The 24,473-nt window shown below is 70.6% G+C and carries 27 protein-coding genes; 15 read left to right on the plus strand and 12 right to left on the minus strand.

Annotated features, from left to right (window positions below):
* Window positions 1-54: 54 nt before the first annotated feature.
* Complete coding sequence (locus IZR02_RS05135) at window positions 55-1,251, plus strand: AI-2E family transporter (protein WP_025103936.1); 1,197 nt, start codon at window positions 55-57, stop codon at window positions 1,249-1,251.
* A complete protein-coding gene (gene ilvA, locus IZR02_RS05140) occupies window positions 1,248-2,477 on the plus strand; it encodes a threonine ammonia-lyase (protein ID WP_025103937.1) in 1,230 nt (409 codons plus the stop codon). Before IZR02_RS05135 ends, ilvA begins: the two co-directional genes overlap by 4 nt.
* Window positions 2,478-2,538: 61 nt before the next feature.
* Here ilvA and greA read toward each other — a convergent pair whose 3' ends face one another.
* Window positions 2,539-3,030, minus strand: coding sequence for a transcription elongation factor GreA (gene greA / locus IZR02_RS05145; protein ID WP_025103938.1), 492 nt, complete (start codon window positions 3,028-3,030; stop codon window positions 2,539-2,541).
* 97 nt (window positions 3,031-3,127) lie between these two features.
* Window positions 3,128-3,514 (minus strand): DUF4307 domain-containing protein, encoded by a 387-nt coding sequence (locus tag IZR02_RS05150; RefSeq protein WP_025103939.1) that lies wholly within the window; start codon window positions 3,512-3,514, stop codon window positions 3,128-3,130.
* 68 nt (window positions 3,515-3,582) lie between these two features.
* On the opposite strand from IZR02_RS05150, the gene IZR02_RS05155 reads away from it, so the two are divergent.
* Window positions 3,583-3,870, plus strand: coding sequence for a hypothetical protein (locus tag IZR02_RS05155; RefSeq protein WP_025103940.1), 288 nt, complete (start codon window positions 3,583-3,585; stop codon window positions 3,868-3,870).
* Between the two features lie 7 nt (window positions 3,871-3,877).
* Here the strand turns inward: IZR02_RS05155 and trhA are convergent, their stop codons facing one another.
* Entirely contained in the window at window positions 3,878-4,609 is a 732-nt protein-coding gene (gene trhA, locus IZR02_RS05160; RefSeq protein ID WP_025103941.1) for a PAQR family membrane homeostasis protein TrhA, read from the minus strand.
* Between the two features lie 96 nt (window positions 4,610-4,705).
* On the opposite strand from trhA, the gene IZR02_RS05165 reads away from it, so the two are divergent.
* The 3 genes from IZR02_RS05165 (at window position 4,706) to IZR02_RS05175 (ending at window position 8,190) form a co-directional block, all read left to right on the plus strand.
* Window positions 4,706-5,485 carry an isoprenyl transferase gene (locus tag IZR02_RS05165; RefSeq protein WP_025103942.1) on the plus strand — a complete coding sequence of 260 codons (780 nt, stop codon included), beginning with the start codon at window positions 4,706-4,708 and terminating at the stop codon, window positions 5,483-5,485.
* A gap of 33 nt (window positions 5,486-5,518) precedes the next feature.
* The gene (locus tag IZR02_RS05170) at window positions 5,519-6,649 is read left to right on the plus strand and encodes an aminotransferase class V-fold PLP-dependent enzyme (RefSeq protein ID WP_217316573.1); all 1,131 of its coding nucleotides are present in this window, start codon (window positions 5,519-5,521) and stop codon (window positions 6,647-6,649) included.
* A 158-nt stretch (window positions 6,650-6,807) separates the two neighbouring features.
* Complete coding sequence (locus IZR02_RS05175) at window positions 6,808-8,190, plus strand: PhoH family protein (protein ID WP_217316574.1); 1,383 nt, start codon at window positions 6,808-6,810, stop codon at window positions 8,188-8,190.
* Window positions 8,191-8,584: 394 nt separating this feature from the next.
* On the opposite strand, the gene IZR02_RS05180 is transcribed toward IZR02_RS05175, so the two are convergent.
* From IZR02_RS05180 to xseA, 6 genes are all read right to left on the minus strand, one after another.
* The gene (locus IZR02_RS05180; protein WP_025103945.1) at window positions 8,585-9,421 is read right to left on the minus strand and encodes a type IV toxin-antitoxin system AbiEi family antitoxin domain-containing protein; all 837 of its coding nucleotides are present in this window, start codon (window positions 9,419-9,421) and stop codon (window positions 8,585-8,587) included.
* A gap of 339 nt (window positions 9,422-9,760) precedes the next feature.
* On the minus strand, window positions 9,761-11,155 hold the full coding sequence (locus IZR02_RS05185; RefSeq protein ID WP_025103946.1) for a class II fumarate hydratase: 1,395 nt from the start codon (window positions 11,153-11,155) through the stop codon (window positions 9,761-9,763).
* Window positions 11,152-11,826, minus strand: a complete 675-nt coding sequence (locus tag IZR02_RS05190) for a carbonic anhydrase (RefSeq protein ID WP_025103947.1) — start codon at window positions 11,824-11,826, stop codon at window positions 11,152-11,154. The genes IZR02_RS05185 and IZR02_RS05190 overlap by 4 nt, the downstream gene beginning before the upstream one ends.
* The gene (locus tag IZR02_RS05195) at window positions 11,823-12,467 is read right to left on the minus strand and encodes a DUF4245 family protein (protein WP_025103948.1); all 645 of its coding nucleotides are present in this window, start codon (window positions 12,465-12,467) and stop codon (window positions 11,823-11,825) included. Before IZR02_RS05195 ends, IZR02_RS05190 begins: the two co-directional genes overlap by 4 nt.
* A complete protein-coding gene (locus IZR02_RS05200; protein ID WP_025103949.1) occupies window positions 12,464-12,697 on the minus strand; it encodes an exodeoxyribonuclease VII small subunit in 234 nt (77 codons plus the stop codon). Before IZR02_RS05200 ends, IZR02_RS05195 begins: the two co-directional genes overlap by 4 nt.
* A gap of 36 nt (window positions 12,698-12,733) precedes the next feature.
* Window positions 12,734-14,011, minus strand: a complete 1,278-nt coding sequence (gene xseA / locus IZR02_RS05205; RefSeq protein WP_217316575.1) for an exodeoxyribonuclease VII large subunit — start codon at window positions 14,009-14,011, stop codon at window positions 12,734-12,736.
* 100 nt (window positions 14,012-14,111) lie between these two features.
* On the opposite strand from xseA, the gene IZR02_RS05210 reads away from it, so the two are divergent.
* From IZR02_RS05210 to IZR02_RS05220, 3 genes are all read left to right on the plus strand, one after another.
* A complete protein-coding gene (locus tag IZR02_RS05210) occupies window positions 14,112-15,158 on the plus strand; it encodes a 4-hydroxy-3-methylbut-2-enyl diphosphate reductase (RefSeq protein WP_164498174.1) in 1,047 nt (348 codons plus the stop codon).
* A 2-nt stretch (window positions 15,159-15,160) separates the two neighbouring features.
* Window positions 15,161-15,952, plus strand: a complete 792-nt coding sequence (locus tag IZR02_RS05215) for an IclR family transcriptional regulator (RefSeq protein ID WP_025103952.1) — start codon at window positions 15,161-15,163, stop codon at window positions 15,950-15,952.
* A 233-nt stretch (window positions 15,953-16,185) separates the two neighbouring features.
* Window positions 16,186-16,707: a DUF6264 family protein gene (locus tag IZR02_RS05220; RefSeq protein ID WP_025103953.1), complete on the plus strand. Its 522-nt coding sequence runs from the start codon at window positions 16,186-16,188 to the stop codon at window positions 16,705-16,707.
* Between the two features lie 64 nt (window positions 16,708-16,771).
* Here IZR02_RS05220 and fbaA read toward each other — a convergent pair whose 3' ends face one another.
* Window positions 16,772-17,800 carry a class II fructose-bisphosphate aldolase gene (fbaA, locus tag IZR02_RS05225; RefSeq protein WP_025103954.1) on the minus strand — a complete coding sequence of 343 codons (1,029 nt, stop codon included), beginning with the start codon at window positions 17,798-17,800 and terminating at the stop codon, window positions 16,772-16,774.
* 187 nt (window positions 17,801-17,987) lie between these two features.
* Between fbaA and glpX the strand changes: the two genes are divergently transcribed.
* A complete protein-coding gene (gene glpX / locus IZR02_RS05230; protein WP_025103955.1) occupies window positions 17,988-18,974 on the plus strand; it encodes a class II fructose-bisphosphatase in 987 nt (328 codons plus the stop codon).
* A 171-nt stretch (window positions 18,975-19,145) separates the two neighbouring features.
* Entirely contained in the window at window positions 19,146-19,433 is a 288-nt protein-coding gene (locus IZR02_RS05235) for a hypothetical protein (RefSeq protein WP_025103956.1), read from the plus strand.
* Between the two features lie 36 nt (window positions 19,434-19,469).
* On the opposite strand, the gene rmuC is transcribed toward IZR02_RS05235, so the two are convergent.
* The gene (gene rmuC / locus IZR02_RS05240; protein ID WP_025103957.1) at window positions 19,470-20,738 is read right to left on the minus strand and encodes a DNA recombination protein RmuC; all 1,269 of its coding nucleotides are present in this window, start codon (window positions 20,736-20,738) and stop codon (window positions 19,470-19,472) included.
* 51 nt (window positions 20,739-20,789) lie between these two features.
* Window positions 20,790-21,383 carry an exonuclease domain-containing protein gene (locus tag IZR02_RS05245; protein ID WP_025103958.1) on the minus strand — a complete coding sequence of 198 codons (594 nt, stop codon included), beginning with the start codon at window positions 21,381-21,383 and terminating at the stop codon, window positions 20,790-20,792.
* 59 nt (window positions 21,384-21,442) lie between these two features.
* Here IZR02_RS05245 and IZR02_RS05250 point away from each other — a divergent pair, with 59 nt between their 5' ends.
* The 4 genes from IZR02_RS05250 (at window position 21,443) to IZR02_RS05265 (ending at window position 24,438) form a co-directional block, all read left to right on the plus strand.
* A complete protein-coding gene (locus IZR02_RS05250) occupies window positions 21,443-22,183 on the plus strand; it encodes a class I SAM-dependent methyltransferase (protein WP_025103959.1) in 741 nt (246 codons plus the stop codon).
* Window positions 22,184-22,296: 113 nt separating this feature from the next.
* Window positions 22,297-23,370: a redox-regulated ATPase YchF gene (gene ychF, locus IZR02_RS05255; RefSeq protein ID WP_062766410.1), complete on the plus strand. Its 1,074-nt coding sequence runs from the start codon at window positions 22,297-22,299 to the stop codon at window positions 23,368-23,370.
* 14 nt (window positions 23,371-23,384) lie between these two features.
* Window positions 23,385-23,723 (plus strand): hypothetical protein, encoded by a 339-nt coding sequence (locus IZR02_RS05260; protein ID WP_025102903.1) that lies wholly within the window; start codon window positions 23,385-23,387, stop codon window positions 23,721-23,723.
* Window positions 23,724-23,895: 172 nt separating this feature from the next.
* Complete coding sequence (locus IZR02_RS05265; protein ID WP_157544441.1) at window positions 23,896-24,438, plus strand: hypothetical protein; 543 nt, start codon at window positions 23,896-23,898, stop codon at window positions 24,436-24,438.
* Window positions 24,439-24,473 lie beyond the last annotated feature (35 nt).

Here is a 24,473-nt window from a genome sequence, read left to right on the forward strand (position 1 = left end):
TCCTGGCGTGCAGGATGCGTCGAACGGCATACGGCATGACCGTAGACTGAGGCGATGAGCGAGGACCAGCGACCCCGGCTGCGCGATCTGTTCCGTCCGCGCCCCGTGGTGACCGATCGGACCGTGACCACCGAAGCCGACGAGGCGGTGCCGCTGCCCCTGCGCATCACGGCGAGCTACGCCTGGCGCCTGCTGCTCATCGCAGCGGCGGCCGGCGTCTTCATCTGGCTGGTGATGCTGCTCAAGCTCCTCGTCATCCCGCTGATGGTGGGCATCCTCATCACCGCCCTGCTGTGGCCGGCGTTCTCCTGGATGCTGCGTCACGGATTCCCGCGCTGGCTCGCGATCGCTGTCTCCCTCATCGGCACGATCGCCATCGTCACCGGGCTGATGTGGCTCGTGGTCTGGCAGGTGCGCGCCCAGCTCCCGGACGTGCAGCAGCGCACGACCGAGGCCTTCGACCAGTTCCAGGTGTGGCTGCACGACGGTCCGCTGAACCTGTCGGACACGCAGATCGCGAACTACCTGCAGCAGGGCCTCGACTTCATCAGCGAGCAGGCGCAGGTCCTCTGGACGGGTGCCCTCGCGATCGGCACGACCGTCGGGCACGTCGCCACCGGCGCGCTGCTGTCGCTGTTCATCCTCATCTGCCTCCTCGCCGACGGCGCCGGCATCTGGCGCTGGACGCTGCGCATCTTCCCCCGGAAGGCCCGCCCCGCCGTCGACGGCGCCGCGCGCAACGGCTGGACGACGATCGTCAACTACGCCAGGACGCAGCTCTTCGTGGCGACGATCGACGCGATCGGCATCGGCCTCGGCGCCTTCCTGCTCCAGGTCCCGCTCGCGCTGCCCGTCGCCGTTCTCGTGTTCCTCGGCTCGTTCATCCCCATCGTCGGTGCGGTGGTGACCGGTGCCGTGGCCGTCTTCCTCGCGCTCGTCTACAACGGGCCGTGGATCGCCCTCTGGATGCTCGTCGTCGTCCTCGCCGTCCAGCAGATCGAGGGCCACATCCTGCAGCCGATCATGATGGGCTCCGCCGTCAAGGTGCACCCCCTCGCCGTCGTCCTCGTGGTCGCGGGCGGCGCGATGATCGCGGGCATCCCGGGTGCCCTGTTCGCCGTCCCGCTGGCCGCGTTCGTGAACGTGGCGGCGGTGACCATCAGCTCGGGATCCTGGCGCACCGGCGTCGGGCCGAGTGGAGATCTGATCTGGAGCACAGTTCCGCGTGAGCGGAGACGGAGGAATCGATGAGCGCAGTCCCCAGCCTGACCGAGTTCCAGGACGCGGCTCGAAGTCTGGCTGAGGTGATCTCGCACACCCCGACGCTGCCCTCCCGGGCGCTGTCCGACGCGCTCGGTGCCCCCGTGCTGCTGAAGATGGAGAACCTGCAGCGCACGGGGTCCTTCAAGATCCGCGGCGCGGCGTACCGGCTCTCCCGCCTCAGCGCGGAGGAGCGCTCCCGTGGCGTCGTGGCGGCCTCGGCCGGGAACCACGCGCAGGGCGTCGCTCTGGCCGCCCAGGCGCTCGGCATCCCCGCGACGATCTTCATGCCGCTCGGGGTCCCCGTGCCGAAGCTCCTCGCCACCCGCGGCTACGGGGCCGAGGTGGTGCTCGAGGGGGAGACCGTCGCCACGTCGCTGCGCCTGGCCGCCGAGTTCGCGGAACGCACCGGCGCCGTCCTCATCCACCCGTTCGACCACCGGGACATCGTGATCGGGCAGGGCACCCTCGGTCTGGAGCTGCTGGAGGATGCGCCCGAGATCGACACCGTCGTCCTCGGCATCGGCGGAGGAGGGCTGATCGCCGGCGTCGCCGCCGCGGTCAAGGCCAAGGCCGCCGAGCTCGGACGGACGATCCGCGTGATCGGCGTGCAGGCGGAGAACGCGGCCGCGGTGCCGCCGTCGCTCGCGGCCGGGGAGCCGGTCGACATCGTCACGCGCCCGACCATCGCCGACGGCATCCTCGTCGCGCGCCCGGGAGCTGTGCCGTTCGAGATCATCAAGGACCTCGTCGACGAGGTGGTGACCGTCTCGGACGACGACCTCGCGCGCGCCATGCTCGTCCTCCTGGAGCAGGCCAAGGTCGTCGTGGAGCCCGCCGGAGCCGCGGGCGTCGCCGCGATCCTCTCCGGACGTGTGTCGGCGACCGGCACGACGATGGCCGTGCTGTCGGGCGGCAACATCGACCCGCTCCTGCTGCAGCGCGTGGTGTCCCACGGCCTCGCCGCCTCGGGGCGGTACCTGACGATCCGCATCCCGCTGCCGGACCGTCCCGGCCAGCTGGCCCGCGTGTCCGAGCTCATCGCGGAGGCGGGAGCGAACGTCATCGAGGCGATGCACACGCGTCACGGCCACGGACTGCAGATCAGCGAGGTCATCCTCGAGCTCAGCGTCGAGACCCGCGGCGCGGACCACTCGGCCCACACGCTCGACACCCTCCGTCGCGCGGGCTTCGCACCCATCGTCGTCCAGGACTGACCCCCGGACGCGAGACACCCCCTCGACCGTGGCGGTCGAGGGGGCGTCTCGTGAGGGGGCGTCAGCCCGTGTAGGTCTCCACCTTCACGATCTCGACGCTGATCGAGCGGCCGTTCGGCGCCTCGTACGACGAGGACTCGCCGACCTTGAGGCCGAGGATCGCCTGGCCCAGCGGGCTGGCCTCGCTGTAGACGTCGAGGTCGCTGCCGGCGGCGGCGATCTCGCGGCTGCCGAGGAGGAAGACCTCCTCGCCGCCCGCGACGATCGCGGTCACGACGGTGCCCGGCTCGACGATGCCCCGGCTGGCAGGGGCCTCGCCGACCTTGGCGGTCTTCAGCAGCGCCTCCAGGGTGCGGATGCGCGCCTCCTGCTTGCCCTGCTCGTCCTTCGCCGCGTGGTAGCCGCCGTTCTCCTTGAGGTCGCCCTCCTCGCGGGCCGCCTCGATGCGCTTGGCGATCTCGTCGCGACCGACGGTGGAGAGGTGTTCCAGCTCGGCGACGAGCCGGTCGTAGGCTTCCTGCGTGAGGAAGGGGACCTGAGCATCGGTGGACATGACGAAGCTCCTTCTATCGGGATCCCGCCGAGATGCCGCGGGGGATATGCCAAGACGCCCCGGCACGGTGCCGGGGCGTCGTCTGTCTGGCATCAGTCTAGGCGACCCAGCAGGTGTTCACCAAACCTGTCGTGGCCTCCGCGACGGTCGGGATGCGCTCCGCACGGGTGAGCGCATGGGCGTCTCCCGCCGGGATCTCCACGATCTTCCAGCCCACGACGCCGAACTCCTCGTCGAGGGCCTCGAGCACGCACACGACGTCCTTGCCCTGGACGCCGGTCACCTGGAAGCGCACGTCGACGGCGTGCTCGTCCACGAGCTCGAAGCCCAGATCATCGGCGTCGACCGAGCTCAGCGACTGGCCGACGATGGACCACGCGAGGGCCGCGAGGAGGAGGAGCGCGACGGCCCCGGCGAGGAACCACGGCCACCGGCGGCGGCGGGTGCGGCCATAGCGTTCGTCGAGCTGGAGGGCGGTCGTCACAGGTGGGGTCTTCCGGTCGTTAGGCTGGTGATACCAGGTTATGCGACCTGCGTACGAAAGGCCGATTCATGCGCTTCCTCTCCGAGACCCCGATGCCGACACCGTCGATGACGGTGGCCCCGGAGTCGGTCACGCCGGGCTTCGCGGGCTTCGCGGTGATCGTCATCGTGCTCGTCGCCGTGATCCTGCTGATCTGGGACATGAACCGCCGGATCCGCCGGGTGCGGTACCGCGAAGAGGTGCGCGAGGAGCTCGACGCGGAGGAGGCCGCCCGCGCCGCCGAAGACGCCCAGGACCAGGGTCGCACCGCACCGGACGCACCGGCCGCGCCCGACGAGGAGCCGCGCGAGCGCTGACCGCCGCTCAGGGCGCGCCGAGCGACGGCGAGAGCGGGTGCAGGGCGATCAGCAGGCATGCGGTCCAGTGGCAGAGGAAGGCCAGGACCGTGCACACGTGGAAGATCTCGTGGAAGCCGAAGTGGCCAGGCCACGGGTTCGGCCTCTTCAGCGCGTAGACGATGGCGCCGCCCGTGTAGAGCAGACCGCCGACGATCACGAGCACCATCATGGCGACGTTGGCCTGGAGCAGGTCGACGATGTACATCACCGCGGCCCAGCCGAGCAGCAGATACAGCGCGACGTAGAGCCAGCGCGGCGCATGGATCCAGAACACGCGGAAGAGGATGCCGAGCAGGGCCCCGCCCCAGACCAGGGTCAGCAGCAGGACGCCCTTGGCCGGCGGCAGCGCCAGGGTCGCGAGCGGGGTGTACGTGCCGGCGATGAGCAGCAGGATGTTGGCGTGGTCGATCCGCTTGAGGATGCCCTTCACCCGGGGCCGCCAGTGGAAACGGTGGTACAGGGCGGAGTTCCCGAACAGCAGCAGCGAGGTGGCCATGAAGACCACCGCCGCCCACTTGGCCGCCGCTCCTTGGGACAGGGTGACGAGGACGATGCCTGCGGCGATCGCGACGGGGAACGTGCCGGCGTGGATCCACCCGCGCCAGGTCGGTTTGATCTCGGTCGCCGCGTCGGCGGCGGCCGCTTCGAGCAGCGGCAGCTTCGGGAGGTCGGCGCCGGTCTGGTCGGAAGTGCTCACGTGCTCACTCTAGGCGGGAGCGCATGCCCGTCTCCGTACATGTCCCCAGGTTCTGCACCGGCGCGGACGGGCGGGGCAGGGTAGCGTAGGTGGGTGATGTCACGCGAGAGCCCGGGACGGGGACCGCTGTACCGGCTGTACACTAGCCGGCTGCGTCGCCACCTCGATCCGGCCTCGGTTCCGCACCACGTCGCCATGATGATCGACGGCAACCGCCGGTGGGCGCGCCAGCTCGGATTCGATACCCCGGCCGAAGGGCACCGTGCAGGCGCCGCCAAGATGCAGGAGTTCCTCGGCTGGTGCGACGAACTCGGTGTGCGTGTGGTCTCGCTCTACCTCCTCTCCAGCGACAACCTCCGCAAACGGGACTCGGCCGAGCTCGCCGACCTCATCGAGATCATCGCGGAGCTCGCCGAGGCGCTGTCCCAGAAGGGCAACTGGCGGGTCAAGCACGTCGGCCGCTCCGACATCCTCCCCGCGGAGCTGGCGCGCGTGCTCGCCGATGCGGAGGAGCGCACGAAGGACCACACCGGCCTGCACGTGAACCTCGCGGTCGGGTACGGCGGCCGGAACGAGATCGTCGACGCGGTGCGCAGCATCATCACCACACACGAGGCGTCGGGCGGGACGCTGGAGGACCTCGCGGCGCAGCTCACTCCGGAGATGATCGGGGAGCACCTCTACACGGGCGGCCAGCCCGATCCGGACCTCGTGATCCGCACGAGCGGCGAGCAGCGGCTGAGCGACTTCCTGCTGTGGCAGAGCGCGCACAGCGAGTTCTACTTCGTCGAGGCGCTCGGGCCCGATCTGCGACAGGTCGACTTCCTCCGCGCGATCCGCGACTACGCCGACCGCGACCGCCGCTTCGGTCGCTGATCCGGGAGCCGCGGGGCGTGGCACAATGACGCAGTGAGCGCTTTCGACGACTACCTGAGCGCGTTCGACGCGGAGCCCGGCTATCTGAACTGGGCAGCATTCGGCCCCGTGTCGCCCTCCGTCCGTGCCGAGGTCTTCGCCGACGCGGACCTCCTCGGGAACGGCCGGCCGTCGTCGCTGGCGCTCGTGGGGGAGCGGATCGGACAGGCGCAGGAGGTCGTCGCCGAGCTCCTCGGGGCCGAGGCCGCGGAGGTCACGCTGCAGCCGTCGTCGACGCACGGCCTCATGCACGCGCTCTACGGGGTCTCCGGCGCGGTCGTCGCGAGCACGGCGGAGTTCCCGAGCGTGAGCCTCACCCTGGAGCGCGCGGCGGCCGCGTCACAGCACGCGGTCACGCCCCGCTGGATCTCGCCCGACGACGGACGCGTCACCCCCGACGACATCGCCGCCGTCCTCGACGACGATGTCGTGGCCCTGGCCGTCAGCCACGTCGACTTCCGCACCGGGTACCGGGTCGACCTCGCCGCGCTGCGGGACGTCCTCGGCCCGGACCGCCTCCTCATCGTCGACGCCGTGCAGTCCTTCGGCGTGATCGACGCCGACTACAGCGTCGCGGACGTCGTCGTCGGGCACGGCTACAAGTGGCTGCGCGCGGGCCGGGGCACCGGGTTCGCCTGGTTCTCGCCGCGGGCGCGTGAACGGATCGTGCCCGTGCTCTCCGGCATCACGGGGACGGCGGCGACCGGGCTGGTCGTCGACGAGCGCCCGGCCCCGGCACCGGACGCGCGGGCCTACACGATCAGCATGCCGGACACGCTCGCCGCCGGCCGGCTCGCGATCGGCGCTCGGGACGTCAGGGACGCCGGGGTCGCGGCGATCGAGGAGCGGCTGTCCGCGCAGGTGGACGCGGTCATCGCCACGGCCGACCACCACGGGATCGCCGTCGTCTCCCCACGCGAGCGCACCGAACGCGCCGGGATCGTCGCACTCGCACCGGAGGAACCGGCGCGGCTCGCCGCGGCTCTCGCCAACGCCGGTCTCGTCGTCACCGCTCGGGGCGGATCCATCCGCATCGCGCCGCACGCCGGAACCGACGCCGAGACCCTCGGCCTGCTCGACGAAGCGCTCGGGGCCTTCGGCAGGGAATCGTTCATCGTCCCGTAACGAATCGCTGGCGTGTCGAGGCCGGGAAAGACCCTCGGGCGGCCGTACCTTCAAGGCATCGGGCAAGGCGCCCGGTCGGGTCGGCCTCAGGTTCGCGACTCGTGACCCCCTGGTCGACTCGTTCGAATAGCCGGGAATCCCCGGGTCGGGAGTGGGTCGTGACCACACGTACAGCGCAGCTGTCCACCAGCACCGCGCAGCAGTCCACCCGTCAGACGCCGAGTCAGGCCGCGGCCGCAGAACCCGCTCAGGATCTGCGCACCTACGTCCTCGACACCTCGGTCCTGCTGAGCGATCCGCAGGCGCTCTTCCGGTTCGCGGAGCATTCCGTGGTGCTCCCGGTCGTCGTCATCACCGAGCTCGAGGGCAAGCGGCACGACCCGGAGATCGGGTACTTCGCCCGCCAGGCGCTGCGGCACCTCGACGATCTCCGCGTCGAGCACGGCCGCCTCGACTTCCCGGTGGAGGTCGGCGAGGGGGGCACGCTCCGCGTCGAGCTGGGCAACGCCGACCTCTCGGTCCTCCCGGCCGGCATCCGCCTCAGCGACAACGACAGCCGCATCCTCTCCGTCGCGATGCACCTCGCGCAGGACGGCCAGGACGTGACCATCGTCTCGAAGGACCTGCCGATGCGGGTGAAGGCCGCGTCCCTCGGGCTGCGTGCCGAGGAGTACCTCGCGGAGCAGGCCGTGGACTCGGGCTGGACCGGCATCGCCGCCCTCGATCTCTCCGGCGACGACATCAGCGACCTCTACGAGAGCGAGGTCGGGCTCAGCGAGGACGTGCACGGGCTTCCCGTCAACACGGGCCTCATCATCCACTCCGAGCGCGGGTCCGCCCTGGGTCGGGTCACCGGTGACGGCGAGTTCCGGCTCGTCCGCGGTGACCGGGACATCTTCGGCATGCACGGGCGCTCCGCCGAGCAGCGCATCGCGATCGACCTGCTCCTCGACCCCGAGGTGGGCATCGTGTCCCTGGGCGGGCGCGCGGGTACCGGCAAGTCGGCGCTCGCACTGTGCGCGGGGCTGGAGGCCGTGCTGGAGCGCCAGCAGCAGAAGAAGATCATCGTCTTCCGCCCGCTGTTCGCCGTGGGCGGCCAGGAGCTCGGGTACCTGCCGGGCGACCAGGGCGAGAAGATGAACCCCTGGGGTCAGGCGGTGTACGACACCCTCGGCTCCGTGGTCTCGGGGAACGTCATCGACGAGGTGGTCGAGCGCGGGCTCCTGGAGGTGATGCCCCTCACCCACATCCGGGGACGGTCCCTGCACGACGCGTTCGTGATCGTGGACGAGGCGCAGTCCCTGGAGCGGAACGTGCTGCTCACGGTGCTCAGCCGCATGGGCCAGAACTCGCGCGTGATCCTCACCCACGACGTCGGGCAGCGCGACAACCTCCGCGTCGGCCGGCACGACGGTATCGCGAGCGTCATCGAGACCCTCAAGGGACACGGTCTCTTCGGCCACGTCACCCTGACCCGCTCGGAGCGCTCCGCCATCGCCGCCCTCGTCACCGACCTCCTGGAGGGCGGCGAACTCAGCTGACCCGAGCCGTCGGGCGGGCTCTGCATGACCCGGGCCCGCCCGCACGATCCCGTCCCGCCCGCACGGCCTCGTCCCGGCTGTGGGCCCCACTGGCCTCTCGGATCGTGCATCCGTGTCGGGCTCGTGCATCCGGAGATCCAGACGTCACGTCCCACGAGCCGGTGGATACACGGCCCCGTCGGATGCACGATCTCCCGGATGCACGATCCGACGACAACGGTGGGTCGATCAGGGGTGTCCCGCCGTGCAGGCGTATCCAGCTCGTGCATCCGTGCATCCGTGCCGCGGCCCTCGGACGTCGGTAGCGACACCTGCACGATCCTGCACCGTCGGCCGGCCGCTGCGGCCCGAGGGGTCGTGCGGGTGGAACGGGGTCGTGCGGGCGGAGCCGTGGTCAGAGGCGGTCGTGCGCTCGACGCAGGGCACCCTCGATCGCGGCCTGGACCGTCGGCCAGTCGTGCACGACCTGGGCGTAGTCGAAGCGCAGCGTCTCGTACCCGAGTCGCGAGGCGGCGGCGTCGCGGGCGAGGTCGCGGTGGCGCATCGCCGGGGCACCGTGGTGCTCGCGGCCGTCGACCTCGATGATGAGTCGACCGTCGACAACGAAGTCGACGCGGCCGACACCGGAGATCGTGACCTGCGTCGTGAGCTGTACGCCGAGGATGTGGAGACGGAGGCGCAGGAGGGATTCCAGGCCGCTGTCCGCGTCGGAACGGGCGAAGTCCACGAGCCAACGCGCGGACCGAGGCAGCGCGGCGCGGATCCGGGCCCGTGCGGCCCGCCCGATCAGTCCCTGCCGCCAGGCTGACTCGAAGGACACGAAGAAGGCCTCGTCACCCTCGCACACGTGCAGATGCCGAAGCGCATCCTCGACAGACACGATGCCGAACCGGGTGCGTCCCTCGAAATGATGCGGGATGCACCGGCACTCGATGTGCGGGTGCGCGCGGCCGTTGCGACCGAGCCAGACGTGCGGCGCATCGCTCTCCGACAGCACCCAGACTCCGTGGGCACGGAGCGCGGTGCCGCAGCTGATGGCCCCTCCGTGGGCAGCCGCCGTCAGCACCGTCGCGTCGAGGTCGTGACTGGCGAAGATTCCCGGCCGGACCCGATGGATCCGGCCGGCGCGCACCGCGCGGGACAAGGCGGAGCGGGAGATTCCGAAGGCCCCGAGGTCGCGGCCGCGGGCGATGCCTCCGAGACGGTGAAGGGTCGAGACGGGATCGAGCATTCGCCGATTCTGCGTCCTCCGGTGTCTCGGCGGGGCCCGAAGGGCGTCATGGGGACGAGTCGGGGTGTCCGGGGAGCCGTGGAGGAAAAGTCACCTGCACGATCCGGAGCCGCGGGTAGTCCTGATCCGGGGATGCCGTCGTGCATACGGAACGTGGTCGTGCATCCGGGGCAGGAACTGAGACGGACGGAGACGGGAACCGAGACGGACGGAGACGGGAACCGAGACGGACGGAGACGGACGGAGACGGACGGAGAACGGGATCGGAGACGGGACGCGGCCGGAGACGACGGATGCCGCCAGGATCGAGGTCCTCGCGGCATCCGTGTCAGGTGTGGATCAGCCCGGGTGGGTCATCGACAGGAGGTCGAGCTTCTCGTCCAGCTGCTCCAGCGTGAGCTCACCGCGCTCGACGTAGCCGAGGTCGATCACGGCGTCGCGCACCGTGATGCCCTTGGCGACGGAGTGCTTGGCGATCTTCGCGGCGGCCTCGTAGCCGATCAGCTTGTTCAGCGGCGTCACGATCGACGGGCTCATGCCCGCGAAGGCGGCGGCGCGGTCGAGGTTCGGCTGCAGGCCGTCGATGGTCTTGTCGGCGAGCACCCGGGAGGCGTTCGACAGCAGACGGATCGACTCGAGCAGCGCGGTGCCCATGACCGGGATGGCGACGTTCAGCTCGAACGAACCGGAGGCGCCGGCCCAGGCGACCGTGGCGTCGTTGCCGATGACGCGCGCGCACACCATGAGCACGGCCTCGGGAACGACGGGGTTCACCTTGCCCGGCATGATCGAGGATCCCGGCTGCAGGTCGGGGATGTGCAGCTCGCCGAGACCGGTGTTCGGGCCGGAACCCATCCAGCGCAGGTCGTTGTTGATCTTCGTGAGCGACACGGCGATGGTGCGGAGCGCACCGGAGGCCTCGACGAGACCGTCGCGGTTCGCCTGCGCCTCGAAGTGGTCCTTCGCCTCGGTGATCGGCAGCTCGGTCTCGGCCGCGAGCAGCTCGATGACCTTCTGCGGGAAGCCGAGCGGCGTGTTGATGCCCGTGCCGACGGCCGTGCCGCCCAGAGGCACCTCGGCCACGCGGGGGAGCGCCGACTGCACGCGCTCGATGCCCAGGCGGATCTGGCGGGCGTAGCCGCCGAACTCCTGGCCGAGCGTGACGGGCGTCGCGTCCATGAGGTGCGTGCGGCCGGACTTGACCGCGTCCTTCCAGAGCTCCGCCTTGGCCTCGAGCGCGACGGCGAGGTGGTCGAGCGCCGGGATCAGGGTGTCGATGAGTGCCTGGGTGACCGCGATGTGCACCGAGGTGGGGAACACGTCGTTCGACGACTGCGAGGCGTTCACGTGGTCGTTGGGGTGCACGGTCGAGCCGAGGATGCGGCTCGCGAGCGTCGCCAGGACCTCGTTCATGTTCATGTTCGACGAGGTGCCGGAGCCGGTCTGGTACGTGTCGACCGGGAACTCGCCGTCGTGGCTGCCCGCGGCGACCTGGTCGGCGGCCTGGGCGATCGCGTCGGCGATGGCGCCGTCGAGCGTGCCGAGCTCCTTGTTCGCCAGCGCGGCCGCCTTCTTGATGCGCGCGAGTGCGGCGATCTGCGTCGACTCCAGGCCCTTGCCGGAGATCGGGAAGTTCTCCACGGCGCGCTGCGTCTGCGCCCCGTAGAGCGCGTTCACGGGCACTCGCACCTCACCCATGGTGTCGTGTTCGATGCGGTACTCGGTGTCGGTCATTCCGAACCCTCCTTGGTTGCGGGGTCGATCCCCTCGGCTTCGATGCCGACCGTGATGACAGGCGCTGCCTCACCCTCGGCCAGACGATAGTTGGCGCCGACGATGCCGAGACGGCCTTCGGCGACGGCGTTGCTGATGATCTCGGACGACTGCAGCAGGTCGTTGACGGTGTTGCGCAGGTGCTCGCGTCCGACGAGCTCCGCATCGATGTCGGCCACCGTGCCGCCGCCGCTCTCCGCGAGGACCTTGCGCGCGGCAGGGACGATCGGCGCGATGAGCTTCCAGATGTGCGGGGGGAGCGGGTCGGCATCGATGGCGGTGCCGTCGATGGCGGCGCGCACCGCACCGCAGGAGTCGTGTGCGAGGACCACGATGAGCGGCACCTCGAGGACGGCGACCGCGTACTCCAGGCTCGCCACGATCGACTCGCCGATCACCTGCCCGGCGTTGCGCACGACGAAGAGGTCGCCGAGGCCGAGGTCGAAGATGATCTCGGCGGCCAGGCGGGAGTCCGAGCAGCCGAACAGCGTCGCGACGGGGTGCTGGGCCGCGGTGAGGTCCTTGCGGCGGTCGACGTTCTGGTTCGGGTGCTGGGGCTCGTCGCGGACGAAGCGACGGTTGCCGTCCTGCATCTGCTTCCAGGCGGCGGCGGGGGTCAGCGGGTGGGTCATCGGGCCTCCGAGACGGTGCGGATCTGGGGGATGAGCGACTCCGCGAGCTCGGCGGTGGAGTCGGCCGAGCGGGAGCCGTAGAGAAGCACGTAGTCGTCGCCGGCCTGGGTGCCGAGGGCATAGGTGACGTTCGCCTCCGCGCCGGCGGACCCGGGCCGATAGACGTCCCACTCCCGGCCGCCGATGCGGATGGTGTCGGTCGGGGCGACGCCGTTCAGGCGCTGCGGGGCCCACGAGGCGTCGGCGTCGAAGGCCTGGGCGAGCTTGATGAACCCGCGCTCGTCCTGGGCCGCGGGGGCGAGGGTGACCTCCCAGACGACGGGGGCTCCGCTCTGGAGCTCAGCGGCGTTCACCCGCCAGAAGTCGTCCGTCTCGGGGACGATCGCCGGGCTGCCCATGGACGACTCGACGTCCGCGGCGATGGCGGCGACGTCGATCGGCTTCGCCGCGACCGGCTCGCCCCGGGGGACGAGCGCGATGATGACGACGACGACCGCGAGGGTCACCACGAGCGCGGCGACGAGGTTGCGGACGGTCTGGCTCGACCGGTAGGCCTTGCTCGACGCGGCCTTGCGTGCGGCGGTCTCGTCGGGCGTCTCCGGTCGACCGAGGTCGGCGTTGATCGCGGGGCCCTTGCTCATGACGCGTCGCTCTCGTCGGTGGTGGCGGTGCGCGCGGCTTCGAGGCGACGCTTCGCGCCGAGCAGCCACTCCTCGCAGCGGGCGGCCAGGGCCTCGCCGCGCTCCCAGAGCGCGAGTGAGTGCTCGAGGGTGGGCGCCCCCTGTTCGAGCTCGGCGACGACCCGGACGAGCTCGTCACGGGCCGCCTCGAACGACAGCGTGTCCACAGAGGTGTCGTTCACGGCGCTCACTCCTCCATCCTACGTCGTGCCCCGGACGCCGCCCGCTCAGGCGCCTTCCGCGATCTCGCCCTCCGAGCGCACCGCGAGCGACCCTCGGTCCACCGTGAGGGTGAGCGCGCTGCCCGCAGGCGCATCGGCCGCATCGCGGAGGATGACGCCGCCCTCCAGATGCGCGATCGCGTAACCGCGGGCCAGAGTGGCGGCGGGGGAGAGGGCGCGCAGCGAGGCGCGCAGTTCACCGGTCCGCCGGCCGGCGTCGTCGAGCTGCCGGGTGACCGCGTCGCGACCGCGAGCGAGAAGCAGGAAGGTCTCCTGCGCACGGCTGTCGATGATCGGATCGGGCGAGCGCAGCACCGGCCGGGACCGCAGCTGCTCGAGCTGGGCGATGTCGTGCGTGAGGCGCTGCGTGAGGCGGGTGGTGGCCCGGGACCGCAGCTGCGCGATGAGTGCGCGTTGCTCCCCGACGTCGGGGACGACGCGCTTGGCGGCATCGGTCGGCGTCGAGGCGCGGAGATCGGCGACGTCGTCGAGGAGGGGGTGGTCGTTCTCATGGCCGATGGCGCTGACCACCGGTGTGGAGGCGGCGGCCACGGCTCGGACGAGGCGTTCGTCGCTGAAGCCGAGGAGGGTCTGCGGGTCGCCGCCGCCGCGAGCGATGATGATGACGTCGACCTCGGGGTCGGCGTCCAGACGGGCGAGAGCCGCCAGCGTGTCCGGCACGCAGCGATCGCCCTGCACCGCGGCGTACGCGGTCTTGAACCGCACCTGCGGCCAGCGCAGCTCGGCGTTGCGGTGCACGTCCTTCTCGGCGTCGGAGCGCTCGCCGGTGATGAGTCCGATGACATGGGGGAGGAACGGCAGGCGCTTCTTGCGTGCGGGATCGAAGAGGCCCTCCTGGCGGAGCTGCACCCGCAGCCGCTCCAGGCGCTCGAGCTGGTCGCCGAGCCCGACGTGCTTCATGGCCGAGACCGCGAAGCTGAAGTCCCCGGAGCGGACGAAGTAGTCGGCCTTCACGGCGGCGACCACGTGATCGCCCACGCCCAGGTCGGCGGGGATGCGGCCGCGCACGCTCGACCAGACGCGGATGGAGATCTGCGCGTCGGACCGGGTGTCCTTGAGGCGGGCGAAGACGTTTCCGGCGCGCACGTTCCAGGACGTGATCTCGCCCTCGACCCACACCGTGTTCCATCGCGCCACGAAGTCGCGGATGGTGGCGTTCAGTCGGGCGACCGACGTCGGTGCCTGGGCCGTGGAGTCGCGCGGGGCGACGACATCCGCCGGCGGGGTCTCGCCCGGTCCCGTCGTCGCTTCGAAGACTGTCATCTGCTCCCGTTCCTGCCTGCGCGCTCACCGGCCCCGCCCAGCCGCACGACGGTAGAATCGAGGGGTGACTTCGACTGCCGTTCATCTTCCCGCTCCTCGCATCCCACGAGTGCGCGCCGCGGCCGGGCGGCTTCAGGATAACCCGGTGCCCGGACACAAGCGCGTCCTGCTCGCCGCCCCCCGCGGTTACTGTGCAGGCGTGGACCGCGCCGTGGTCGCTGTGGAGAAGGCGCTCGAGCGCTATGGCGCCCCGGTCTACGTCCGCAAGCAGATCGTGCACAACATCCACGTCGTGACGGAGCTCGAGGCCAAGGGGGCCATCTTCGTCGAGGAGGTCGACGAGGTGCCCGAGGGCGCGCACGTCGTCTTCAGCGCGCACGGCGTCTCCCCGGCTGTCGTCAACGCCGCGTCCGACCGTGGCCTGCACGCGATCGACGCCACCTGCCCGCTCGTCACCAAGGTCCACCGCGAGGCCGTGCGCTTCGCGCGGGACGACTTCGAGATCCTGCTCATCGGCCACGACGGGCACGAGGAGGTCGAGGGCACGGCCGGAGAGGCACCGGATCACGTCACCGTCGTGAACTCCCCGGAGGAGGCCGACACCGTGCAGGTGAAGGACCCCTCGAAGGTGGTGTGGCTGTCGCAGACGACGCTCTCCGTGGACGAGACCATGGAGACGGTGAACCGGCTCCGCACCCGGTTCCCCGAGCTGCACAACCCGCCGTCCGACGACATCTGCTACGCCACGCAGAACCGGCAGGTCGCCATCAAGAAGGTCGCCCAGGGTGCTGATCTGGTGATCGTCGTGGGGTCCGCCAACTCCTCCAACAGCGTGCGACTCGTCGAGGTCGCGCTGGAGTACGGAGCCAAGGCCGCCTACCGCGTGGACTACGCCGAGGAGATCCGCCAGGAGTGGCTCGACGGCGTGGAGACGGTCGGCGTCACCAGTGGCGCGTCGGTCCCCGAGGTGCTCGTGCGCGAGGTGCTCGACGCGATCGGCGATGCCGGGTATCGCGACGTGGAAGAGGTCAAGACGGCGGAGGAGGACCTCATGTTCTCCCTGCCGAAGGAGCTCCGTCAGGACGCCACGGGCCAGCGCGACGCGCGCGCCCTCGGCGGACGCGCCTCCGCAGGAGGGGGTGCGTAGCGGTGAACGCCGCGGAGGCGGAGCCGACCCTCATCGGGTCCGTGCAACGCGCACTCCGCCTGGTCGACATCGTCGCGAACTCGCCGCGCCCGCTGCCGGCGAAGATGCTCTCGTCGATCACGGGCTTGACGCCGGGTACCACCTACAACCTCGTGCGCACGCTCGTGCACGAGGGGTACCTGAGTGCGGAGCCCGACGGCCTCGTGCTGGGGAACCGGTTCCCGTCCTTCCAGCAGCAGATCGGCTCCCGAGGCGTGTTCCTCGCCCGCGTGCGCGCCGCCTTGCGTGCGGTGACCGAGGACGTCGGCGCCACGGCCTACCTGTCGCGGTACGCGGATGGGGAGATCCACCTCGTCGACATCGTGGACGCCGTGCGGAACCCTCGGATCGAGCTGTGGGTCGGGCTGCACGCCAGCGCGCACGCGACCGCCCTCGGGAAGCAGATCCTCGCCGCCCTCTCGGAAGAGGACCGGCTGGACTACCTCGCCCGTCATCGGCTCGAGGAGCTCACGCCGCGGACGATCAGCGACCGGACAGCGCTCCTCACCCAGCTCGAGCAGACCCCGGGGTGGGCGATCGATCGCGAGGAGTACGCGATCGGCGCGACCTGTGTCGCGGTCCCGGTCATCGCCCCGGGCGTGACGGCATCGCTGGCCGTCTCCCTCCCGGCCGACCAGGCGGTGGTCAACCGGCGGCTCGTCTCGAACCTGCAACGCGCCGCCCGTCGGCTGTCGGTGCAGCTCGGGGCCGATGCGCTCGACACCGACGGGCCGGACGCCGAGTTCACCATCTGAATTCGTGACCCTGGTGCCCGCCACGTCGCTTATCTATGATCGAAGGCGTAGTGGCTGACAACGCCCTACTGATCGCCCATGGCGGCCCCAGCGCCGGCGACCGAACGGGATGAGGAGCGTCCCCAGCGCTCTCCGTCCGCGGCCCCGAGAAGTCCCCACTTCTCCGGGGCCGCTATCGGTTGGGCCCCCTTTTCCTGAACGGGCGGCTGAGCGCCGGCCGATACCATGGCGGCATGACCGACCAGCGCCCCCGCTACGGAGAACTCGCCACGCCCGAGGAGCAGCGGAGGGCCGCGGGGCTGCCGCCCGTGGCGGAGGTGGTCGCCCCGTCGGCTCCCGTCTCGGACCCCGCGCCCGCGGCTCCTGCTCCGGCGCGCCCCTCCTCGGTGGACCGCTTCGCGACGATCGCGCTGCTCGCCTACGGCCTCGTGAACGTCGTCGTCACCGGCCTGTCCTACCTCGACATCGTCCCGGTGATGAATCAGACCATGGGGATGCTGGGCATCGAGGGGGAGTTCACCAACTACGCCGCGGGCCGCACGTGGGGCACGATCGCGGCCGTCGTGCTGGCGGTCGGCTGGTGCGTCACGGCGGCCCTGTCGATCCGTCGCCTGCGTCGTGGCCGCCTCACCTGGTGGGTCCCGCTCGTCGGAGCCGTCATCACGCTGGGCATCGCCTCGTTCTGCCTCGTCGTGCCGATGATGGGCGACCCGGCCTTCATCGCCTACCTCGACCAGGCGACCGGGGTGCGTTGACCCCGTGCAGACAGACGAAAGGGGCCCGGCATGATGCCGGGCCCCTTTCCTGTGTCTGCGGGTGTCAGCTCTTCGACTGGCCGTACGATCCCAGCTGGCGGGTGGACTCGACCACGCGGGCGGCCATGGCCGACTCGGCGATCTTGCCCCAGGCGCGCGGGTCGTACTGCTTCTTGTTGCCGACCTCGCCGTCGACCTTCAGCACGCCGTCGTAGTTCTTGAACATGTAGTCGGCGATCGCACGGGTGTACGCGTACTGCGTGTCCGTGTCGATGTTCATCTTGATGACGCCGTTGGCGACCGCGAGGGCGATCTCCTCATCGGTCGAGCCGGAGCCGCCGTGGAAGACGAGGTCGAGCGGCTTCTCGCCGGTGTTGTACTTCGCGGCGACCTCGGCCTGGATCTCGCCGAGCAGCTCCGGGCGCAGCTTCACGCCGCCCGGCTTGTACACGCCGTGGACGTTGCCGAAGGTGAGCGCGGCGATGTAGCGGCCCTGCTCGCCGAGGCCCAGCGCCTGGACGGCCTGGTCCACGTCGGCGAACGTCGTGTAGAGCGCCTCGTTCGAGCCCTCGTGCTGCACGCCGTCCTCCTCGCCGCCGACGACGCCGATCTCGACCTCGAGGATGGCGTTGATGGCCTTCATGCGGGGGAGCAGCTCCTTGGCGATCTCGATGTTCTCCGCGAGCGGCACGGCCGAGCCGTCCCACATGTGGGACTGGAAGATCGGGTTGCGGCCGGCCTTGACCTCTTCCTCCGAGGCGGCGATGAGCGGCTCGACGAAGCCCGCGAGAGCGTCCTTCGGGCAGTGGTCCGTGTGCAGGGCGACGGTGACCGGGTAGTTCTTGGCGACCTCGGTGGCGTAGCGGGCGAAGGCGAGGGCGCCGGTCGCCCGGGCCTTGACCGTGTGACCGGCGAAGTAGTCGGCGCCACCGGTGGTGACCTGGATGATGCCGTCGGAGCCGGCCTCGGTCAGACCCTGGAGGACGGCGTTGATCGTCTGCGAGCTGGAGACGTTGAACGCGGGGTACGCGAAGCCGCCTGCCTTCGCGCGGTCGAGCATGTCGGCGTACTGATCCGGGGTGGCGACGGGCATGAGAACTCCTGCGGTAGGTGAAGCCGGGACAGCTGCCACTCTATCGGGGCGGGTGTCCGGCTTCGGCAGGAGGAGTCGCGCGCCGGCGGGGGCTGTCCTTCGGTGGTGTTAAGAACTGCGATTTCTTCCTCGCTCAGAGGCGGAAAACGAGCCGATCGATCCCCTGCTCGCGGATAGGCTGGGGATCATGGTGAGTCTGACTGCCGACCTGAGCCCGCTGCGTCCCGACCGTAACCTCGCGATGGAGTTGGTGCGCGCGACCGAGGCGGCGGCGATCCGTGCCGTTCCGTTCATCGGTCGCGGTGCGAAGGAGGCTGCCGACGGCGCCGCCGTCGACGCCATGCGGGCGTTCCTCGGGACGGTCGACTTCCAGGGCCGCGTGGTGATCGGCGAGGGCGAGAAGGACAATGCCCCGATGCTGTTCAATGGCGAGGTCGTCGGCACAGGACGCGGCCCGCTGTGCGATATCGCGGTCGACCCGATCGACGGCACGTCGCTGACCGCGGCCGGTCGGCAGAACGCGCTCTCGGTGATCGCCGTGTCCGACCGCGACACGATGCTCGACGCCTCCAGCGTCTTCTACATGGACAAGCTCGTCACCGGGCCCGCCGGTGTCGGCGTCGTCGACATCCGCCTGCCCATCGGCGAGAACATCCGCAAGCTCGCCGGCGCGCTGGACAAGCCGGTCGACGAGATCGTCGTCTCGGTGCTCAACCGCCCGCGGCACGAGCAGCTCATCCAGGAGATCCGCGACGCCGGTGCCGGTACGCGTCTCATGAGCGACGGCGATGTCGCCGGTGGCATCAACGCCGCCCGCCACGACGCCCGCACCGACATGTGCGTCGGCATCGGCGGCAGCCCCGAGGGCATCGTCACCGCGTGTGCGATCAAGGCCCTCGGCGGCCACATCCAGGGACGGCTCTGGCCGCGCGATGACGACGAGCGCCAGCGCGGTATCGACGCGGGGCTCGACATGGACAAGGTCTACGAGGCGGACGACCTCGTGCAGGGGAACAACACGATCTTCGTCGCGACCGGGGTCACGGACGGCCAGCTCGTGGCCGGCGTCCGGCGGGAGCGCGGTTACGTGTACACCGAGAGCGTGGTCCTGCGCGGAGCCTCCGGCACCCTGCGCCGCATCGCGTCGGAGCACCTCGTCTCGAAGTGGCTGTGACGGCTCTTCTGCCGGCATGATCGCGGGGAGGACTCTCGCCATCGTTACCGACCCGGTATCGCCTCCTGCACGGGTCGGGCCCGGTTCGGCGAGCCGCCGTGTCACAATTGTCACTGGGTTTGTCGCCGTCGACGGAGCCGCCAGGCACCGCAGGCACAGGAGGGCGAACGCATGACAACGCAGCACACGACCGGCTCGAAGAGCGCCGCGCCGACGAAGATCATCACCACGAACACCGGACGCATCCTCCGGGTGAGTGCCGATGCCGAAGCGGCCGCCGTGGCCCCGCCGGCACCCGTCGCTCAGCCGGCCGTCGATCCGGCTCGCCGCGCCGACGTGCTGTTCCGCGTCCGTCGCGCCGAGGGGCACGAGGTCAGCGCCTGGTGGATGATCGGTGCGTTCCTCGCGACGAGCGGCCTCGTCATCCTGCTGCTCAGCGGCGTGCCCGGCGTCGCCTGACGCTCCCGCGGTCGGAGGATCCGGTCGCTCCCGTCGTCACTGCTCCCGGTCGCGGAGCGCGGCGGCGTGGTCGAGACGCGCGCGTACCTCGCCGACGTCGGCCTGCATCGCATCGGCGGCCTCTCCGGCCTCGGTCGGGGCCAGGAGCTCCGGAGCGGTGAAGCGCCGCCCGTCCGCGGTGATCGGCGACGCCGGCGCCAGGGCCTCCGCATCGACGCCGGGGAACTGCCGGGCGGTCACGAGCACCCGGGACTCCAGGGATCCTGCGAAGCGGTTGTAGCTGTCGACCGTGCGCTCGATCGCCCGGCGCAGGTCGTCGGCGTGACCCGCGAGTGTGCCGAGGCGCTCGTACAGCTGCGTGCCGAGCGCGAGCAGACTCCGGGCCTCGGTGGACACCTCCTGCTGGGTCCAGGTGTAGGCGACCGTCTTGAGGACCGCCCAGAGGTTGACGGGGGAGGCGAGGGCCACGCGGCGGCTGAACGCGTAGTCGAGCAGCGTCGGATCCTCGTCGATGGCTGCCGCCAGCAGCGACTCGCTCGGCAGGAAGCAGATGACGAACTCGGGGCTCGCGTCGAGGCCCGACCAGTAGGCCTTCTTGGCGAGGGCGTCGACGTGGGCGCGGACGGCGCGGACGTGCTTCTGCATGTGGGCGCGACGCTGGGGTTCGTGGGCGTCGCCGAGGGGGAGCGCCGAGGCCTCGAGGTAGGCGTCGAGGGGAACCTTCGCGTCGACGGCGATCGACGTGCCCCCCGGGAGACGGACGACCATGTCGGGGCGCCCCTGGCCGCGGTCGGAGGTGATCGTCGCCTGGAGGTCGAAGTCGACGTGTCTGGTCAGCCCCGCCGCCTCGACGACGCGCCGCAGCTGGGTCTCGCCCCAGACGCCGCGCGTGGACGTGGAGCGCAGCGCACCCGCCAGTGACTCGGTCGTCGCGCGGAGCGCCTCATCCGACTCCTGGGCGCGCCGGAGCTGCTCGGCGAGCGTGCCGAACTGTGCCTGCCGCTCGCTCTCGATCGCGGCGACCTTGGACTGCATCTGCTGGAGACTCTCGCGGACCGGCGCCAGAGCCTGCAGCACGGCGTTCTGCTGCTGGACGCGCTGAGCCTCCGCCCGCTGCTCGGAGCGGGCGTGCTCGACGGCGTCCCGGTAGAGGTCGTACTGGCGATCGCGGTCGTCTCGCGCGGCCGCCAGCTCCGCCTGCGTGCGTGCGATGTCGGCGGCGCTGCGACCGGCTCGCAGGAACCACCCGAGAGCGACGCCCGCGGCGAGGGCCACGAGCAGGAGAACGATCGACAGGGCATCCATGGCTCCATGATGCCGGGGGCGTCCGACATCGCCGGGAGGACGCGAGGTGCGTCAGGCGACGGCGCGCTCCAGTGCCGGCACGGCGGGCTCGGTCACGCGGAGGCCGAGGACATCGGCGAGCGCGAAGACATCCGCGGCTCCGGCCCGCGCGGCCGCGTCCACGATGATCTGGGCGCAGGCGAGGGCATCCGCCAGCGCGTCGTGATGCGAGAACTCGGCGTATCCGGCCGCCGCGGCGGCGAGCGGCAGACGGTAGGAGTCGAGCTGGTAGGTCTTCCGCGCCACCTGGAGGCTGCACAGCGACCGGTACGGCGGACAGATCTGACCGGTGACCTCGGTCGCTCGCCGCAGGACGTTCAGGTCGAAGCCGGCGTTGTGGGCCACGAGCACGTCGGCACCCGCGAAGCCGCACAGACGGTCGAACTGATCGACCCACGTCGCCGCCGACAGCACGTGCTCAGGGCGGATGCCGTGGATGCGGACGTTCCACTCCTGGAACTCGTCGTGGCCGGGCGGAGGCTGGATCAGCCAGTTCGCGGTGGCGACGACCTCCCCGTCCCGCACCCGCACGAGTCCCACGGAACACGCGGAGGCCGGGCTGGAGTTCGCGGTCTCGAAGTCGATCGCAGTGAAGTCCAGTGGCACGTCCTCACTCTCTCCCGGGGCTCCGACGTCGCTGTGCAGGCTCGCCGTATGCTGGCCACATGGCGGACGAACTCGCGAGATCCTTCGGCGCGGCGGCCGGAAGCTACGAGGCCGGACGGCCCGAGTACCCCTTCGAGGCCGTCGCCTGGATGCTGGAGCCGATGGCGGACGGTGCGCGGCGGGTCGCCGATGTCGGCGCCGGTACCGGCAAGCTCACGCGGGCGCTCGTCGCGGCTGGGGATGCCGAGGTGGTGGCGATCGATCCGGACCCCGCGATGCTCGCGGCCCTTCGCGACGCCGTTCCCGGGGTGCCCACGTTCGTCGGGACCGCCGAGGCACTGCCGCTTCCGGACGCGAGCGTGGACGCCGTCGTGCTGGGCCAGGCGTGGCACTGGGTCGAGCCGGTCGCCGCCTCGGCGGAGATCGGTCGCGCGATGCGCCCGGGCGGTGTGCTCGGGCTCGTCTGGAACCTCCGCGACGAGCGCGTGGACTGGGTGCGCCGGCTCACCGAGATCATGCACGGCAGCAACGCCGAGATCATGCTCGCCGCGGGCGACCCCGTGGTGGCGGAGCCCTTCGGCGCCCTGGCGCAGGAGCGCTGGGAGTGGTCGCGCCCCATGACGCGGGAGCTCCTGCATCGTATGGCCGCGTCCCGCAGCGCCGTGATCACCGCCGACGATGCCGAGAAGGCACGGATCCGCCGCGAGATGGACGCCCTGTTCGACGAGCTCGGCCTGCGCGGGAACGGTGTGATCGAGGTGCCCTATGTGACGAGGGCCTTCCGCGCGGTCCGCGACTGAACAGGCGTCCGCGCCGCATCAGGCACTTTCCCACCCTGCCGCCTGACTCCGCGTGGGCGCCTGCCCTCGCGAGGGTGAGGTGGGGGAGAACAGCGCAGGTAGACTCATACCCCGTGGCTCTCACTATCGGAATCGTCGGCCTGCCCAACGTCGGCAAGTCCACCCTCTTCAACGCTCTCACCAAGAACGACGTGCTCGCGGCGAACTACCCGTTCGCGACGATCGAGCCGAACGTCGGCGTGGTGAACCTTCCCGACCCGCGGCTCCAGAAGCTCGCGGAGATCTTCGGGAGCGAGCGCATCCTGCCCGCCGCCGTGTCGTTCGTCGACATCGCCGGCATCGTGCGCGGGGCGAGCGAGGGGGAGGGGCTGGGCAACCAGTTCCTCGCGAACATCCGCGAGGCCGACGCGATCGCCCAGGTGGTGCGCGGGTTCTCCGACGACGACGTGGTGCACGTGGACGGTGCCGTGAACCCGGCGTCGGACATGGAGACCATCAACGCCGAGCTCATGCTCGCCGACCTGCAGACCGTCGAGAAGGCGATCACGCGGTACGAGAAGGAGGTGCGGGGCAAGAAGATCGACCCGTCGGTCCTCGAAGCCGCGAAGGCCGCCAAGGACGCCCTGGAGCGCGGGATCCTGCTCTCCACGAGCGGCCTCGACCTCGAGCCGATCCGCGAACTCGGGCTCCTGACCGTCAAGCCCGTCATCTTCGTCTTCAACGTCGACGAGTCCGTGCTGACCGATGACGCCCGCAAGGCGGAGCTCGCCGCCCTCGTCGCGCCGGCGCAGGCGATCTTCCTCGACGCGAAGATCGAGTCCGAGCTTAAGGACCTCGACCCCGAGGACGCCGCCGAGCTCCTCGCCTCGACGGGACAGGACGAGTCGGGCCTCGACCAGCTCGCCCGCATCGGCTTCGACACGCTCGGTCTGCAGACCTACCTCACCGCCGGCCCCAAGGAGGCCCGCGCCTGGACCATCCCCAAGGGATCGAAGGCCCCGCAGGCCGCCGGCGTGATCCACACCGACTTCGAGAAGGGCTTCATCAAGGCCGAGATCGTGTCGTTCGACGACCTCGTGGAGACCGGTTCCGTGCAGGAAGCCCGTGCGAAGGGCAAGGCGCGCCTGGAGGGCAAGGACTACGTCATGCAGGACGGCGACGTCGTGGAGTTCCGCTTCAACAACTAGGTATTCGGAGAGCGATGATCGATCACGACAGAGCAACGCTGGCGATCTACAGCGAGTCGCGCACTGTCGCGGAGATCACCGCCTCGCTCCGGCTCGAACCCACCGAAGCTGCGAACATCGGCGAACAGACCCGGTCCGGCCGAGCAGGACGAGCGTACAAGCCCGAGTATCTGACCTCTCAGCGGACGACGTGGCTTCTTGACGTGACCGCACGTTCAACGGGCGACGACGAAGGTGTCAATGCGAGCCTGATCACGGACCTCGCCGCCATTGGATGTGAGGTTCGTGGGACCGTCTTCCTCGATGATCATGATGCAGGACGTGACGGAGTGGAGTTCCGCTTCGACGACTGATAGGTTCCGGCATATCGGAAGGCGGGCGATGTCTCGATCGACAGCACGAACGGCAGCGCTCGCGTCCGTGGGGGTGGTGGCACTGCTCTTGGTCGGGTGCGCCGCGGAGGGAACCGGGGACACGTCGAGTGCTCCATCCCCGCCCGCGATCCGCGAGCCCGAGCCCGAGCCCGTGACGGCGGGGGCACCGGAGCCGACCACGACGGACCGCTGCGTCCGGATGTCCGAGGTCGTCAGCTACACCGACGACTGGCGGTGGGAGCGTCGGCAGCCGCTCGTCGACCTCGGCGCTAGGGAGTTCGCGCAGGGGGAGGTGACCCTCGATGACGACGGTCATGTCGTGACGTACACGGTCGCGCCCGGCGACGTCGAGGCGGTGATCGCCGAACGGCTCTGCGCCTACCCGTCCCTCGCCTTGCTGAATCACGTGCGCGATCTCTCCCCGGGGCAGGTGCTCTGGCTCACCCCGGATCCCGACTCGCCCTGGGTGCCGTACTTCAGCCCGCTGGACGCCGAGGCCGGATTCGCACAGATCGCCTACCAGAACGCCATGACCGCGGCGGGTCTCGCGGTCGACGCGGGCGACATCGACGGCGTGCGTGCGATCTGGAACGACACGCTGGCGGGCATGTTCACCGACCCCGCCACCATCGAGGCCATCCAGAAGGTGGTCGACGCCGGGGACCCCGACGCGCTGCGCCAGCTCTTCTCCTAAGTCCGCCGAACCCGCGGCCGGAGCGAGGTCTGGAT

This window comes from Microbacterium paraoxydans (assembly GCF_019056515.1).
Taxonomy (GTDB): Bacteria; Actinomycetota; Actinomycetes; order Actinomycetales; family Microbacteriaceae; genus Microbacterium.